We start from the raw sequence: 13,912 nt of genomic DNA on the forward strand, positions 1-13,912 counted from the left end.
CCGCGCGCCAATCCAGAGGTCCGCTGATGTTCAAGAAGATCCTGATCGCCAACCGGGGCGAGATCGCCGCCCGCGTCATCGACAGCGCCCGCAAACTGGGCGTCGCCACCGTCGCCGTCTATTCCGATGCCGACGCCACCGCCCGCCATGTGGCGATGGCCGATGAGGCCGTCCATATCGGCGGGCCCCGCCCGGCCGACAGCTACCTGAGGGGTGACGCCATCATCGCCGCCGCCATCGCGACAGGGGCGGAGGCGATCCACCCCGGCTACGGGTTCCTCTCCGAAAACCCGGACTTCGTGGAGGCGGTCGAAAAGGCGGGCCTGACCTTCATCGGTCCCTCGGCCAGCGCCATCCGCGCCATGGGTCTCAAGGATGCCGCCAAGGCGCTGATGGAACAGGCGGGCGTCCCGGTCGTGCCAGGTTATCACGGCGCGAACCAGGACCCCGAACATCTGGCCGGCGCGGCGGACACGATCGGCTACCCCGTGCTCATCAAGGCCGTCGCGGGCGGCGGCGGCAAGGGCATGCGCCTGGTCGAGCGGCCGCAGGACTTCGCGGCGGCGCTTGAAAGCGCACAAGGGGAGGCGCGGACCGCCTTCGGCAACCCCGCCGTCCTGATCGAGAAATACGTCCAGAAGCCCCGCCATATCGAGGTCCAGGTCTTCGGCGACGGCGCCAGCGCGGTCCATCTTTTCGAGCGCGACTGCTCGCTTCAGCGCCGCCACCAGAAGGTGATCGAGGAGGCGCCCGCCCCGGGCATGACCGAGGCGATGCGTGCCGCCATGGGCCAGGCCGCCGTCCGCGCCGCCGAGGCGATCGGCTACAAGGGCGCGGGCACGGTCGAGTTCATCGTCGACGGCTCGGACGGGCTGCGTGCCGACCGCTTCTGGTTCATGGAGATGAACACCCGCCTTCAGGTCGAACACCCGGTGACCGAGGCGATCACGGGGATCGACCTCGTGGAATGGCAGTTGCGCGTGGCCAGCGGAGAGCCCTTACCCGCCGCCCAGGACGCGATCCGCCTTTCCGGCCATGCCTTCGAGGCGCGCCTTTACGCCGAGGACGTCCCGGCGGGCTTCCTGCCCGCGACAGGCACGCTGAGCCATCTGCGCTTCCCCGAGGGCGCCCGCGCCGATACCGGCGTGCGCCCCGGTGACACGATCAGCCCCTGGTATGACCCGATGATCGCCAAGATCATCACCCACGGGCCCACCCGCGCCATCGCGCTTTCGCGCCTGCGCGCCGCGCTTGAGGGGACGGAGGTTGCCGGCTCCGTCACCAACCTGTCGTTCCTGGGCGCGCTCGCCCGGCACGAGGGCTTTGCACGGGGCGAGGTCGATACCGGCCTGATCGCCCGCGACCTTGACAGCCTGACCCGCGCTGCGGCCCCCGACCTTAGCGTGCGCGCACTTGCCGCGCTGGGGGCAGCGGGGCTTGCCGAAGGGGGAGGGGCCATGGCCGGTTTCGCGCTTTGGGCGCCGCTTCTGCATACCGTCACGCTCGACGGGTTCACCGCGCAGGTTCAGGTCCTCGCCCCCGGCCATGCGCGCGTGCGCATCGAGGACGAAGAGGCGGAATGCCGTCGCGTTTCCGGCAGCTGGTGGGTCAACGGCCGCCCCTCGGGCGCGCGGATCGTCCCGACGCCGGGCCGCATCAGCGTCTTCGGCCCCGGCGCCTTCCATTTTGAGCGGACCGATCCGCTCGACCGCCGGTCGGAGGCAGCCGGCGGGGGGCTGACGCTTTCGCCGATGCCGGGGCTCGTCAAGGCGGTGTTCGTCAGCCCCGGACAGACCGTCAAGGCGGGCGACCGGCTGGCGGTACTGGAGGCGATGAAGATGGAACATACGCTCGCCGCCGCCCGCGACGGTACCGTGGCCGAGGTCCTGACCAGCCCCGGCAGCCAGGTCGAGGCCGGTGTCGCCCTGATCCGGCTGGAGGAGGAACAGGCATGACACCCCGCCTTCATCATGTGCCCTTCTCGCGCTCCTTCCGCGTGCTCTTTCTGCTCTGCGAAATGGGGATCGATCCGGAGATCGTGGAATACTCCATCACCGACGGATCGCTCCGCCATCCCGACTACATGGGCAAGTCGCTGGCCGGACGCGTGCCCGCGCTGGAGATTGACGGCATCACGATGAGTGAGAGCGGCGCCATCACCGAATACCTCTGCGAGACCCGAGCGAGCCATGGCCTTGGCCGGGCCGTGGGTCACCCCGAACGCCCCGCGTTCCTCGAATGGGTGCATTTCGCCGAGACGCAGGGGCATCTGATCGCCAATCTCAACCTGCAATGGGTGTTTCTGCGCGATCCCGCGACACGGTCGAAGACGCTTCTGAAGCTCGATACCATGCGGCTGGAACTGACATTGCGCACCGTCGAGGCGCGTCTGACTGGTCGGGACCATATCCTGTCCGGGGGTTTTTCGGGCGCTGACACGATGCTGGTCTACAACCTCTTGGCGGCGGCCTATTTCGTCCGGCTTGATCCGTTCCCGGCGATCCGCGCCTATCTGGCGCGGGTGGGCGCGCGGCCGGGCTTCGTCCGGGCGCGGGAACTGGACGGGCCGCAGAAGTTCTATGACCGGGATTTCTACGAGGTGGCCAATGCCTGAGTTCGTCGAGATCGTCGAAATGGGGCCGCGTGACGGGCTCCAGAACGAAAAGCGCCTGATCCCGACCGAAGAAAAGATCGCGCTGATCAATGCGCTGAACCGGGTGGGCTTCCGCCGGATCGAGGTGGCCAGCTTCGTCTCCCCGAAATGGGTTCCGCAGATGGCCGACAGTGCCGCGGTGATGGCGGGCATGACGCGTGCCCCGGGTGTGCGCTACATGGCGCTGACGCCTAACCTCAAGGGCTACGAGGCCGCCCGCGCCGCCCGCGCGGACGAGGTCGCGATCTTCGCCTCCGCCTCGGAGGGGTTCTCGAAGGCCAACCTCAACTGCACGATCGCCGAAAGCCTGGAACGCTTCCGCCCGGTGGCGGAGGCCGCGCGCGCCGACGGGATCGCGCTGCGTGGCTATGTTTCGGTGGTCACGGATTGTCCCTACGACGGCGCCGTGGCGCCGCAGGCGGTCGCGCGGGTGACGGCGGAGCTGCGCGAGATGGGATGTCACGAGGTCAGCCTCGGTGACACGATCGGTCAGGGGCGCCTGGAACGGGTGGATGCGATGCTTTCGGCGGTGCTGGAAGAGATGCCGGCAGACCGTTTGGCCGGGCATTATCACGACACGGCCGGTCGGGCGCTGGCGAATATCGAGGTGTCGCTGGCGCGGGGCCTCCGGGTCTTCGACGCGGCGGTGGGGGGGCTGGGGGGCTGTCCCTATGCCCCCGGCGCCGCCGGAAACGTCGCGACCGAGGCGGTTGCTGCACGGCTCGGCGCGCTGGGCTATGACACCGGGCTCGACCCCGCGCTTCTGGCCGCCGCGGCGGCAATGGCGCGGGCGATGCGGAGCGGACAGGAAGGAACGGCGGAATGAACGAGACCATCACCATCGACTGCGACGCGCGCGGTGTCGCGCGGCTGACCTTGAACCGCCCGGCCAAGCACAACGTCCTGTCCGCCCAGATGATCGCCGAACTGACCGACGCGGCCGAACGGCTGGGCCGGGACCCGGCGGTGCGGGTGATCGTGCTGGCGGGGGCGGGCGAAAGCTTCTGCGCCGGGGGCGACCTTGGCTGGATGCGCGCGCAGATGGAGGCCGATGCTGCGACCCGCGCGCGTGAGGCGACGAAGCTTGCCATGATGCTCCAGGCGCTCAACACCTGCCCGAAGCCCCTGATCGGGCGCGTCCACGGCAACGCCTTTGGCGGCGGCGTCGGCATGATGTCGGTCTGCGATGTGGCCATCGGCGTGCCGGGCGCCCGTTTCGGCCTGACGGAGACGCGGCTGGGCCTCGTCCCGGCGACGATCGGCCCCTATGTGCTTGCCCGCATGGGCGAGGCGAAGGCGCGGCGGGTCTTCATGTCCGGGCGCCTTTTCGGCGCGCAGGAGGCCGTCGCGCTGGGCCTGCTGGCCCGTGTCGTCGACCCCGCCGATCTTGACGCCGCGATCGAGGACGAAGTCGTCCCCTATCTGTCCTGCGCCCCCGGCGCGGTGGCGGAGGCCAAGGCGCTTGCGCGCAGGCTCGGCCCGCCCATCGACGCGGCGATCATCGCCGAGACGATCGGGGCGCTTGTCCGCCGTTGGGAGGGCGACGAGGCGCAAGAGGGAATCGCGGCTTTCTTCGAAAAGCGCCCGCCCGCCTGGAAGTGCTGACGGAATCGGTCAGGCCGGACCCGCGCCGCCGCGCGAATGCTGCGCTGCGGCACGGCTGCGACATTTTCCGCGAAATCGACCATCTTGCGGGTTTTGCCCGCTTTTACGGATAGGCCGGAGCGCTGCCCTTGGTTGACCCGGCCATGGCGGGGGAGTAAACGGCTCAGAAGCCACAAGCCGCAGGCGCTTTGTCGCCGCGAAGAAGGAGCCGCCCCTTGGACATACTCCTGCGAGAATACCTGCCCATCCTGATCTTTCTGGCCATCGCCGTCGGCCTCGGGCTTGTCCTGATCCTCGCCGCCGTCGTGATCGCCGTTCGCAACCCGGATCCGGAGAAGGTCTCGGCCTACGAATGCGGCTTCAACGCCTTCGACGACGCGCGGATGAAGTTCGATGTGCGCTTCTACCTCGTCTCGATCCTGTTCATCATCTTTGACCTGGAAGTGGCCTTCCTCTTCCCCTGGGCGGTGGCGTTCCAGAACCTCTCTGACGTGGCGTTCTGGTCGATGATGACCTTCCTGGCGGAATTGACGCTGGGCTTTGCCTACCTGTGGAAGAAAGGGGCCTTGGAATGGGCGTGATGACCGGTGCCAACACGGCCGGCGCGGACCGCGAGGTCGCGACAGAGGCGCTGAACCGCGAGCTTCAGGACAAGGGCTTCCTGCTGACGACGACCGAGGACATCATCAACTGGGCGCGCAACGGCTCGCTGCACTGGATGACCTTCGGCCTGGCCTGCTGCGCGGTCGAGATGATGCACACCTCGATGCCGCGCTACGACCTTGAACGCTTCGGCACGGCACCGCGCGCCTCTCCGCGCCAGTCGGACCTGATGATCGTGGCCGGCACGCTGACCAACAAGATGGCGCCGGCGCTGCGCAAGGTCTACGACCAGATGCCTGAGCCGCGCTACGTGATCTCCATGGGATCCTGCGCCAACGGCGGCGGCTACTACCACTACAGCTACTCGGTCGTGCGCGGCTGCGACCGCATCGTGCCGGTGGACATCTACGTTCCCGGCTGCCCGCCGACGGCCGAGGCGCTGCTTTACGGCATCCTGCAATTGCAGCGGAAGATCCGCCGCACCGGCACGCTCGTGCGCTGAGGGGGTATCCATGACTGCTGCTCTTCAGGAACTCGCCGCCCATATCGAGATCAAACGCCCGAACGAGGTCGTCGCCACCGAGATCGCCTTTGGCGAGTTGAACGTGACCGTGACGCTTTCGGGCATCGTGGAGTTCGTCGAGTTCCTCCGCTCCGACCAGAACTGCCGGTTCTCGACCCTTGTCGACATCACCGCCGTGGACCACCCGGAACGCCCCGCGCGCTTCGATGTGATCTACCACTTCCTGTCCATGTACCGGAATCACCGCATCCGCGTGAAACTGGCCGCGCGCGAAGACGACATGGTGCCTTCGATCACCCCGGTCCACGTCTCGGCCAACTGGTTCGAGCGCGAGGTGTTCGACATGTTCGGCATCCTCTTCTCCGGTCATCCGGACCTGCGGCGCATCCTGACCGACTACGGTTTCCGCGGCCATCCACTGCGCAAGGATTTCCCGACCACCGGCTATACCGAAGTCCGCTACGACGAGGCCGAGAAGCGCGTGGTCTATGAACCGGTCAAGCTGGTCCAGGACTACCGCCAGTTCGATTTCATGAGCCCGTGGGAGGGTGCCCAGTACATCCTTCCGGGTGACGAGAAGGGTGCGAAGTGATGTGGGACATCCTTTCGCCCGCAAATATCGGCATCCTGATAATGGCCGCGTTCTTGGTCATATTCCCGTTCTGGAAGCTCTTGCCAAAGTTCGGGATTTCAAAGTGGATATCGCTTTCGCTCTTGATCATTCCGATGTCGGGATTCATTGCCTTAGTCCTTCTTTGGATACTAGCCTTGTCCGAGCCGAAAGCCGCCGAGACAGAGCATGGGGGTGGGGCAACGACATGATGTACGGCGATTTTCACCGCACCGGAGGCGCTGCGTGATGGACGGCAATTTCAATGACGCCCTGACCGGCGAACAGCAGATCCGCAACTTCAACATCAACTTCGGTCCCCAGCACCCGGCCGCGCACGGCGTGCTGCGCCTCGTGCTGGAGCTTGACGGCGAGATCGTGGAGCGTGCCGACCCCCATATCGGCCTTCTGCACCGCGGCACCGAAAAGCTGATGGAAAGCCGCACCTACCTGCAGAACCTGCCGTATTTCGACCGCCTCGACTATGTGGCGCCGATGAACCAGGAACACGCCTGGTGCCTGGCCATCGAAAAGCTGACAGGCACCGTGGTGCCACGTCGCGGGCAGCTGATCCGGGTGCTTTACTCGGAAATCGGGCGCATCCTGAACCACCTGCTGAACGTCACCACGCAGGCGATGGACGTGGGCGCGCTGACGCCGCCGCTCTGGGGCTTCGAAGAGCGTGAAAAGCTCATGGTCTTTTACGAACGCGCCTGCGGCGCGCGGCTTCACGCCGCGTATTTCCGCCCCGGCGGCGTCCATCAGGACCTGCCCGAGGACCTGATCGACGATATCGAGGAATGGGCGACCGCCTTCCCCAAGGTGCTGGACGATATCGACGGCCTCCTGACCGACAACCGTATCTTCAAGCAGCGCAACGCCGATATCGGCATCGTCCATGAACAGGACGCGCTCGACTGGGGCTATTCGGGCGTCATGGTTCGCGGATCGGGCATGGCCTGGGACCTGCGCCGCGCGCAGCCCTACGAATGCTACGACGAGTTCGACTTCAAGATCCCGGTCGGCAAGAACGGTGACTGCTACGACCGCTACCTCTGCCGCATGGCGGAGATGCGGGAGAGCACGTCGATCATCCACCAGGCGATCGCCAAGCTGCGGGAACCTGCGGGCAAGACCGACGTGATGGCGCGCGGCAAGATGTCGCCGCCGAAGCGGGGGGAGATGAAGCGCTCGATGGAGGCGCTTATCCACCACTTCAAGCTTTACACCGAGGGTTTCCACGTGCCCTCGGGCGAGGTCTATGCCGCCGTCGAGGCGCCTAAGGGCGAATTCGGGGTCTACCTCAAGTCCGACGGGTCCAACAAACCTTACCGCGCCAAGATCCGCGCGCCCGGCTACCTGCACCTCCAGTCGCTCGACTGGATGGCCAAGGGCCACATGTTGGCCGACGTCGCCGCGATCATCGGCACCATGGACGTCGTGTTCGGGGAGATCGACCGCTGATGCCCGACCTGACGATCAACCTCTGGACGCTGATCCTCGGCGCGGCCTCTGGCCTTGCCGCGGTCTTCGGCGCCCGGGCGGGAAATCGTCTTGTCATGGGGGCCATCATCGGCGCCATCACCGCTGCAATCCTGACTATCGCCAGGGGATACATCTAAGTCATGCTCCGCCGCCTTCACAAAGAACAGCCTGCCTCCTTCGAATTCACGCCCGCGAACCTCGCCTGGGCGAAGGGGCAGATCACCAAGTACCCGGAGGGCCGCCAGGCCAGCGCGATCATCCCGCTGCTGTGGCGCGCGCAGGAGCAGGAGGGCTGGCTGAGCCGTCCGGCGATCGAGCATGTCGCGGACATGCTTGGCCTGGCTCATATCCGGGCGCTGGAGGTTGCGACCTTCTACTTCATGTTCCAACTGCAACCCGTTGGCACTGTTGCGCATATCCAGATCTGCGGCACCACGTCCTGCATGATCTGCGGGGCGGAGGAGCTGATCTCGGTCTGCAAGGAACGCATCGCGCCGACCCCGCACACGCTGTCCGCTGACGGCAAGTTTTCCTGGGAAGAGGTTGAGTGCCTGGGCGCCTGCACCAACGCGCCGATGGCCCAGATCGGTAAGGACTATTACGAGGATCTGACGGCTTCGAGCCTCAACCGCCTCCTGGACGAGATGTCGGGCGGTCGTGCGCCGGTGCCGGGGCCGCAGAACGGGCGTTATGCGTCCGAGCCGCTGAAGGGGCTGACCTCGCTCAAGGATCACGACGCGGGCAAGGCGCAGTACAACGCCTCCGTCCAGCGGGCGGTGGACCTGCGCGACGGGATCAAGCGCATTGACGGGACCGAGGTTCCGCTGCTGACGCCCTGGCTTGGCAAGGCCGCAAAGCCGGCCAAGGCCAAGGCGGAAAAGCCCGCTGCAGCCGCGGCGCCCGCGTCGGCCCCGGCGCAAAAGCCCACTGGGCTTGCAGCCGCGCGTGACGGAGGGGCGGACGACCTGAAGCGCATCAAGGGCGTCGGCCCGAAGCTGGAGGCCCTTCTGCATGGGCTCGGCTATTTCCACTTTGACCAGATCGCGACCTGGACAGCGGCAGAGGTCGCCTGGGTCGATGACAACCTCGAAGGGTTCAAGGGCCGGGTCAGCCGCGACAACTGGGTCGCGCAGGCCAAGGCGCTTGCCGAAGGCGGAAAGGACTGAGGGAACTGATTTAGGCCCGTCGGGGGCGGGAAATGGGGGCGATGGCGCGAGTTTCGAATTCATCCTGTCGGACAAGATGTTGGCTGGTCGCGGCGCTTCTGGGGCTCGCCATGGTTGCGGTGCTTCACCGATGGGCGGGAATGGGACTTGGGGCCTCGGTGCTGATCGGGCTGATCGCCTTTGCGGGGCTCGGGGCGCTCGCCGCGCGGCTGGTCTGCCCGGGGCAAGCGGAGGACGCGCCGAGGACTGCCACTGCGGTCGTCGGCGGGGTTGAAGCGGAAGAGCCCACCGTGCCGGCGAAGGCGGCGCCGGAACCGGTGGGGGCGGCAGCGCCGCAGCGCGCGGCTGACCGCGGCAGTCCCCACGACGCGGCGCGGCCGGTCAGCGGGCTGGACGCGGCGCTTTCGCGGGCGCGCGCCCATAGCGTGGAGCCGCCGCCGGAATTCCTGGCCGCCCCGCGCAACGGCCAGGCGGACGACTTGAAGCGCATCCGGGGCATCGGCCCCGCACTGGAGGCGCTTCTGAACGATATCGGTGTCTGGCACTACGACCAGATTGCCAGCTGGCGGGCGCGGCACATCGCGCTTGTCGATGAAAGGATGACGGGCTTTCACGGCCGCATCACCCGGGACGAATGGGTCAAGCAGGCCCGCGCACTCGTCCAGGCCCAGCGGGGCGAGGGGTAGGGATGGTGCCGAGGAAGAACGAAGAGGTCGATATGAGCCAGGTCCGGCAGGCCCGGCTCGTGGCGATCGTGATTGCCGTGGCCGGCGTCCTCTGGGTCGCCGCGCAATGGCTGGTCGAGCCGACAAGCCGCTTTGCGGCCCTGTTCGACCTGATGGCTTTGGCGGCGTTCATCTGGGCGTTCGCGGTAACCTGGCGGATCTGGCGGCGCACCCGGCGCCAGGAGAGATGAGGAACTAAGATGCTGAAAGATCAGGACCGGATCTTTACCAACCTCTACGGGATGCACGACCGCAGCCTGAAGGGCGCGATGAAGCGCGGACATTGGGACGGCACCGCGAAGTTCCTGGCCGAGGGGCGCGACTGGATCGTCCAGCAGATCAAGGACTCCGGTCTGCGCGGCCGGGGCGGCGCGGGCTTCCCCACGGGGCTGAAGTGGTCCTTCATGCCCAAGCAATCGGATGGGCGTCCGTCCTATCTGGTGGTCAACGCCGACGAATCCGAACCGGGTACCTGCAAGGACCGGGAAATCATGCGCCACGATCCCCACACGCTGATCGAGGGCTGCCTGATCGCCTCTTTCGCGATGGGGGCGAACGCCTGCTACATCTACATCCGCGGCGAATACATCCGCGAGCGCGAGGCGCTTCAGGCGGCGATCGACGAGGCCTATGACGCAGGCCTGATCGGCAAGAACGCCTGCAAGTCGGGCTATGACTTCGACCTTTACCTGCACCACGGTGCGGGCGCCTATATCTGCGGCGAGGAAACCGCGCTGCTGGAAAGCCTTGAGGGCAAGAAGGGTATGCCGCGGATGAAGCCGCCGTTCCCGGCGGGCGCGGGCCTTTATGGTTGCCCGACGACGGTGAACAACGTCGAGTCCATCGCTGTCGTGCCGACGATCCTGCGCCGCGGCGCGTCCTGGTTTTCCTCCTTCGGGCGTCCGAACAACACCGGGACGAAGCTGTTCGGCATCTCCGGCCACGTCAACAATCCCTGCGTCGTCGAAGAGGAAATGTCGATCACGCTGAAGGAACTGCTTGACCGCCACTGTGGCGGCGTGCGCGGCGGGTGGAAGAACCTCAAGGCCGTGATCCCCGGCGGGTCCTCGGTCCCGATGCTGAACGCCGCGCAGTGCGACGAGGCGATCATGGACTTCGACTGGCTGCGCGAGGCGCGTTCGGGCCTGGGCACCGCCGCCGTGATTGTGATGGACCAGTCGACCGACGTCATCAAGGCGATCTGGCGGCTGTCGAAATTCTACAAGCACGAAAGCTGCGGCCAGTGCACGCCCTGCCGTGAGGGCACGGGCTGGATGATGCGCGTCATGGACCGCCTGGTGAAGGGTGAGGCCGAGATCGAGGAAATCGACATGCTGCTGTCGGTGACCAAGCAGGTTGAGGGCCACACGATCTGCGCCCTCGGCGACGCGGCCGCCTGGCCGATCCAGGGCCTGATCCGCCAGTTCCGGGACGAGATCGAGGACCGCATCAAGGCCAAGAAGACCGGCCGCATGGGCGCGATGGCGGCGGAATAACCATGATCCCCACCGGCCACCATCTTGCGGAACTGAACGTCGGGCGCCTGCTGGCGCCGACCGACGATCCGCGCGTGGCCGAGTTCATGGGCGCGCTCGACCGGGTCAACGGCCTGGGCAAGCGCATGCCGGGTTTTGTCTGGATGATGGAAGGCTCGGGTGAGCCGGGGACCGGAAACACCGGGAACAACATCGGCGACGATCCGCAGTTCGTCGCGAACCTGACCGTCTGGGAAAGCGTCGAGACGCTGGAGGCGTTTGTCTGGAACACCGTTCACCGGCAGTTCTACGAGCGCCGGGCCGAGTGGTTCGAGATCCTTGGCGACCAGCATTTCGTGATGTGGTGGGTGCCTGCGGGCCACCGCCCGACCCTGGCCGAGGGGCTTCTTCGCCTGGATCACAAGCGCCTTCACGGCGACAGCGACCATGCCTTCGGCTGGTCGCATCTGGAGGCCGCGAAGATTTGGCGGGCGCACGCCTGCACCCGATTGGCGGCGGAGTAGACCAATGATGTTGCTTCCCCTTCTCGCCCCGCTCATCGCCTCGGTCCTCTACGTGATCGTCTTTCAGAAGGCGGGGTTCCGTGGCCCGATGCTGGCCGTCGCCGTCCTGCCGCTGGTTGGCGGCGTGCTGTCGCGGGTGCTGTTCGGCTCCTTCTACTACGGGGGGCCGGCCATGGCGGTCCTCGTCTTCATCCCCATGGCGCTGTCACTTGCGCCGCTGTTCGTTCTTGCCTTCATGGCCTGGCCGCCCACCGGCGGTTCGGCCGGGAATTCCACGGAGAATAACTGATGTCCAACCTCCGCAAGATCCTCATCGACGGTATCGAGGTCGAGGTCGATCCTTCGATGACGCTCATCCAGGCCTGCGAGCAGGCGGGGGTGGAGATCCCGCGCTTCTGCTACCACGAACGGCTTTCGATCGCAGGTAACTGCCGCATGTGCCTCGTGGAAGTCGTGGGCGGCCCCCCGAAGCCCGCGGCCTCCTGCGCGATGCAGGTCAAGGACCTGCGGCCCGGCCCGAATGGCGAGCCTTCGGTCATCAAGACCAATTCGCCGATGGTCAAGAAGGCCCGCGAAGGGGTGATGGAGTTCCTGCTCATCAACCACCCGCTCGACTGCCCGATCTGCGACCAGGGCGGCGAATGCGACCTTCAGGACCAGGCGATGGCCTATGGCGTCGATTTCAGCCGCTACCGCGAACCCAAGCGCGCGTCGGAGGATCTGGACCTTGGCCCGCTGGTCGCCACGACCATGACGCGCTGCATCTCCTGCACCCGCTGCGTGCGCTTCACGACCGAGGTCGCGGGGATCACCCAGATGGGCCAGACGGGCCGTGGCGAGGATGCGGAGATCACCTCCTACCTCAACACCACGCTCGATTCGAACCTTCAGGGCAATATCATCGACCTTTGCCCGGTCGGCGCGCTGACCTCGAAGCCCTACGCCTTTACCGCGCGTCCCTGGGAACTGACCAAGACCGAGACCATCGACGTCATGGACGCGCTGGGGTCGAACATCCGGGTCGACACCAAGGGGCGTGAGGTCAAGCGGATCGTGCCGCGCAACCATGACGGCGTGAACGAGGAGTGGATCAGCGACAAGACCCGCTTCGTCTGGGACGGCCTGCGCCGCCAGCGTCTGGACACGCCTTACATCCGGGAAAACGGCAAGCTCCGCAAAGCCTCCTGGGGCGAGGCGCTGGCGGCTGCCGCCGCCGCCATGAAGGGCAAGAAGGTTCTGGGCCTGATCGGCGATCTGGCACCGGTCGAGGCCGCCTTCAGCCTCAAGCAGCTGGTCGAAGGGCAGGGCGGAAGCGTCGAATGCCGCACCGACGGCGCGCGCCTGCCCGCAGGCAACCGCTCGGCCTATGCCGGAACGGCGAAGATCGAGGATATCGACAGCGCCAAGGTCATCCTGCTGGTGGGCACCAACCCGCGCACCGAGGCGCCGGTCCTGAACGCCCGCATCCGCAAGGCCTGGGCCGCGGGCGCGCGCGTCGGCCTGATCGGGCCGAAGGCCGACCTGACCTACGACTACTACCACTTCGGCAACGACCGTCAGGCGCTGACCGACCTGGTCGCGAAGGTTCAGGCCAAGGACAACACCGTGGTCATCGTCGGCCAGGGCGCGCTGAACGAGGCCGATGGCGAAGCGGTGCTGAGCCAGGTCATGCGCTACACCGAGGGCGCGGGCGCCAAGCTTCTGGTCCTGCACACCGCCGCCTCGCGCGTTGGCGCGATGGACGTGGGCGCCGTGACCGAGGGCGGTCTGGCCGCGCTGGACGGGGCGGAGGTGGTCTACAACCTCGGCGCCGACGAAGTCGAGATCGCGCCGGGCGCCACGGTGATCTACCAGGGCAGCCATGGCGACCGTGGTGCGCACCGGGCAGATATCATCCTGCCGTCCGCCGCCTACACGGAAGAAAACGGCCTGTTCGTCAACACCGAAGGTCGGCCGCAATTGGCCTTCCGCGCGGGCTTTGCCCCCGGCGAGGCGAAAGAGAACTGGGCGATCCTGCGCGCGCTTTCGGCGGAACTGGGGGCGACCCAGGATTGGGATACGCTGGCCGGCCTCCGTCAGGCGCTGGTCGCGGCGCATCCCCACCTGGCCGACATCGACACGGTTGCCGAAAACGCGTGGCAGGCGCTGCCCGTCGCCGCGCCGGGCAAGGCCGATTTCCGCTACGCCGTGCGCGATTTCTACCTGACCAACCCGATCGCGCGGGCGTCCGGCCTGATGGCGGAGCTTTCGGCCATGGCCAAGTCGCGCACTGACGCGCCGATGGCTGCGGAATGACGATGGCGCACGTCCCTCACGCGATCTCGTACACTGGCGGGGCGCAGCTTCGCCAGCCGGGCTATGCGTTTGGCGATGGCGCGATTTTCCTGTGCCACATCGGCACGAATGTCCACGAAGAGGGTGGCATTTGGCACGCGGATGCTGTTTACAGCGTCTCGCCTGATTTGCTCATCGCGGCGCGGGCCAACGCCCGTGCGATGGCGTCGGCCAAATACGCCGAACAGGGAATACCGACGGTCTGAGGA

17 protein-coding genes are annotated in these 13,912 nt (G+C 66.7%); all 17 read left to right on the forward strand.

Annotated features, from left to right (window positions below; translation table 11 throughout):
- The first annotated feature begins 26 nt into the window (after positions 1–26).
- Complete coding sequence (locus OE647_RS02955; protein WP_263720152.1) at positions 27–1,955, forward strand: acetyl-CoA carboxylase biotin carboxylase subunit; 1,929 nt, start codon at positions 27–29, stop codon at positions 1,953–1,955.
- On the forward strand, positions 1,952–2,614 hold the full coding sequence (locus OE647_RS02960) for a glutathione S-transferase family protein (RefSeq protein ID WP_263720153.1): 663 nt from the start codon (positions 1,952–1,954) through the stop codon (positions 2,612–2,614). The genes OE647_RS02955 and OE647_RS02960 overlap by 4 nt, the downstream gene beginning before the upstream one ends.
- On the forward strand, positions 2,607–3,479 hold the full coding sequence (locus tag OE647_RS02965; RefSeq protein ID WP_263720154.1) for a hydroxymethylglutaryl-CoA lyase: 873 nt from the start codon (positions 2,607–2,609) through the stop codon (positions 3,477–3,479). The genes OE647_RS02960 and OE647_RS02965 overlap by 8 nt, the downstream gene beginning before the upstream one ends.
- Entirely contained in the window at positions 3,476–4,258 is a 783-nt protein-coding gene (locus OE647_RS02970) for a crotonase/enoyl-CoA hydratase family protein (RefSeq protein ID WP_263720155.1), read from the forward strand. The genes OE647_RS02965 and OE647_RS02970 overlap by 4 nt, the downstream gene beginning before the upstream one ends.
- A 215-nt stretch (positions 4,259–4,473) precedes the next feature.
- Positions 4,474–4,839, forward strand: a complete 366-nt coding sequence (locus OE647_RS02975; protein WP_263720156.1) for an NADH-quinone oxidoreductase subunit A — start codon at positions 4,474–4,476, stop codon at positions 4,837–4,839.
- Positions 4,830–5,363: a NuoB/complex I 20 kDa subunit family protein gene (locus OE647_RS02980; RefSeq protein ID WP_263720157.1), complete on the forward strand. Its 534-nt coding sequence runs from the start codon at positions 4,830–4,832 to the stop codon at positions 5,361–5,363. The genes OE647_RS02975 and OE647_RS02980 overlap by 10 nt, the downstream gene beginning before the upstream one ends.
- Before the next feature lie 10 nt (positions 5,364–5,373).
- Positions 5,374–5,976 carry an NADH-quinone oxidoreductase subunit C gene (locus OE647_RS02985; RefSeq protein ID WP_263720158.1) on the forward strand — a complete coding sequence of 201 codons (603 nt, stop codon included), beginning with the start codon at positions 5,374–5,376 and terminating at the stop codon, positions 5,974–5,976.
- A gap of 267 nt (positions 5,977–6,243) precedes the next feature.
- On the forward strand, positions 6,244–7,458 hold the full coding sequence (locus OE647_RS02990; RefSeq protein WP_263720159.1) for an NADH-quinone oxidoreductase subunit D: 1,215 nt from the start codon (positions 6,244–6,246) through the stop codon (positions 7,456–7,458).
- The gene (locus OE647_RS02995) at positions 7,458–7,616 is read left to right on the forward strand and encodes a hypothetical protein (protein ID WP_263720160.1); all 159 of its coding nucleotides are present in this window, start codon (positions 7,458–7,460) and stop codon (positions 7,614–7,616) included. Before OE647_RS02990 ends, OE647_RS02995 begins: the two co-directional genes overlap by 1 nt.
- 3 nt (positions 7,617–7,619) lie before the next feature.
- Entirely contained in the window at positions 7,620–8,645 is a 1,026-nt protein-coding gene (gene nuoE / locus OE647_RS03000) for an NADH-quinone oxidoreductase subunit NuoE (RefSeq protein WP_263720161.1), read from the forward strand.
- 110 nt (positions 8,646–8,755) lie between these two features.
- Entirely contained in the window at positions 8,756–9,331 is a 576-nt protein-coding gene (locus OE647_RS03005) for an NADH:ubiquinone oxidoreductase (protein WP_263720162.1), read from the forward strand.
- A 2-nt stretch (positions 9,332–9,333) separates the two neighbouring features.
- Positions 9,334–9,561, forward strand: coding sequence for a DUF5337 domain-containing protein (locus OE647_RS03010; protein ID WP_263720163.1), 228 nt, complete (start codon positions 9,334–9,336; stop codon positions 9,559–9,561).
- Between the two features lie 9 nt (positions 9,562–9,570).
- A complete protein-coding gene (nuoF, locus tag OE647_RS03015; protein WP_263720164.1) occupies positions 9,571–10,866 on the forward strand; it encodes an NADH-quinone oxidoreductase subunit NuoF in 1,296 nt (431 codons plus the stop codon).
- 2 nt (positions 10,867–10,868) lie between these two features.
- Entirely contained in the window at positions 10,869–11,369 is a 501-nt protein-coding gene (locus tag OE647_RS03020; protein ID WP_263720165.1) for a DUF3291 domain-containing protein, read from the forward strand.
- A gap of 4 nt (positions 11,370–11,373) precedes the next feature.
- Positions 11,374–11,658 carry a hypothetical protein gene (locus OE647_RS03025; RefSeq protein WP_263720166.1) on the forward strand — a complete coding sequence of 95 codons (285 nt, stop codon included), beginning with the start codon at positions 11,374–11,376 and terminating at the stop codon, positions 11,656–11,658.
- The gene (nuoG, locus tag OE647_RS03030) at positions 11,658–13,664 is read left to right on the forward strand and encodes an NADH-quinone oxidoreductase subunit NuoG (protein WP_263720167.1); all 2,007 of its coding nucleotides are present in this window, start codon (positions 11,658–11,660) and stop codon (positions 13,662–13,664) included. Before OE647_RS03025 ends, nuoG begins: the two co-directional genes overlap by 1 nt.
- Complete coding sequence (locus tag OE647_RS03035) at positions 13,661–13,909, forward strand: hypothetical protein (RefSeq protein WP_263720168.1); 249 nt, start codon at positions 13,661–13,663, stop codon at positions 13,907–13,909. Before nuoG ends, OE647_RS03035 begins: the two co-directional genes overlap by 4 nt.
- The last annotated feature ends 3 nt before the right edge of the window (positions 13,910–13,912 follow it).

It is taken from the genome of Albidovulum sediminicola (assembly GCF_025751575.1).
Lineage (GTDB): Bacteria > Pseudomonadota > Alphaproteobacteria > Rhodobacterales > Rhodobacteraceae > Albidovulum > Albidovulum sediminicola.

What these genes read in the sequence shown, in the direction of transcription:
- OE647_RS02985 (WP_263720158.1), top strand. Translation starts at nt 5,374, where the DNA reads ATGACTGCTGCTCTTCAGGAACTCGCCGCCCATATCGAGATCAAACGC.
- OE647_RS02995 (WP_263720160.1), top strand. Translation starts at nt 7,458, where the DNA reads ATGCCCGACCTGACGATCAACCTCTGGACGCTGATCCTCGGCGCGGCC.
- OE647_RS02955 (WP_263720152.1), top strand. Translation starts at nt 27, where the DNA reads ATGTTCAAGAAGATCCTGATCGCCAACCGGGGCGAGATCGCCGCCCGC.
- OE647_RS02980 (WP_263720157.1), top strand. Translation starts at nt 4,830, where the DNA reads ATGGGCGTGATGACCGGTGCCAACACGGCCGGCGCGGACCGCGAGGTC.
- OE647_RS03035 (WP_263720168.1), top strand. Translation starts at nt 13,661, where the DNA reads ATGACGATGGCGCACGTCCCTCACGCGATCTCGTACACTGGCGGGGCG.
- OE647_RS02960 (WP_263720153.1), top strand. Translation starts at nt 1,952, where the DNA reads ATGACACCCCGCCTTCATCATGTGCCCTTCTCGCGCTCCTTCCGCGTG.
- OE647_RS03010 (WP_263720163.1), top strand. Translation starts at nt 9,334, where the DNA reads ATGGTGCCGAGGAAGAACGAAGAGGTCGATATGAGCCAGGTCCGGCAG.
- OE647_RS02970 (WP_263720155.1), top strand. Translation starts at nt 3,476, where the DNA reads ATGAACGAGACCATCACCATCGACTGCGACGCGCGCGGTGTCGCGCGG.
- OE647_RS03005 (WP_263720162.1), top strand. Translation starts at nt 8,756, where the DNA reads ATGGTTGCGGTGCTTCACCGATGGGCGGGAATGGGACTTGGGGCCTCG.
- OE647_RS02990 (WP_263720159.1), top strand. Translation starts at nt 6,244, where the DNA reads ATGGACGGCAATTTCAATGACGCCCTGACCGGCGAACAGCAGATCCGC.
- nuoG (WP_263720167.1), top strand. Translation starts at nt 11,658, where the DNA reads ATGTCCAACCTCCGCAAGATCCTCATCGACGGTATCGAGGTCGAGGTC.
- OE647_RS03025 (WP_263720166.1), top strand. Translation starts at nt 11,374, where the DNA reads ATGATGTTGCTTCCCCTTCTCGCCCCGCTCATCGCCTCGGTCCTCTAC.
- OE647_RS03020 (WP_263720165.1), top strand. Translation starts at nt 10,869, where the DNA reads ATGATCCCCACCGGCCACCATCTTGCGGAACTGAACGTCGGGCGCCTG.
- nuoF (WP_263720164.1), top strand. Translation starts at nt 9,571, where the DNA reads ATGCTGAAAGATCAGGACCGGATCTTTACCAACCTCTACGGGATGCAC.
- nuoE (WP_263720161.1), top strand. Translation starts at nt 7,620, where the DNA reads ATGCTCCGCCGCCTTCACAAAGAACAGCCTGCCTCCTTCGAATTCACG.
- OE647_RS02965 (WP_263720154.1), top strand. Translation starts at nt 2,607, where the DNA reads ATGCCTGAGTTCGTCGAGATCGTCGAAATGGGGCCGCGTGACGGGCTC.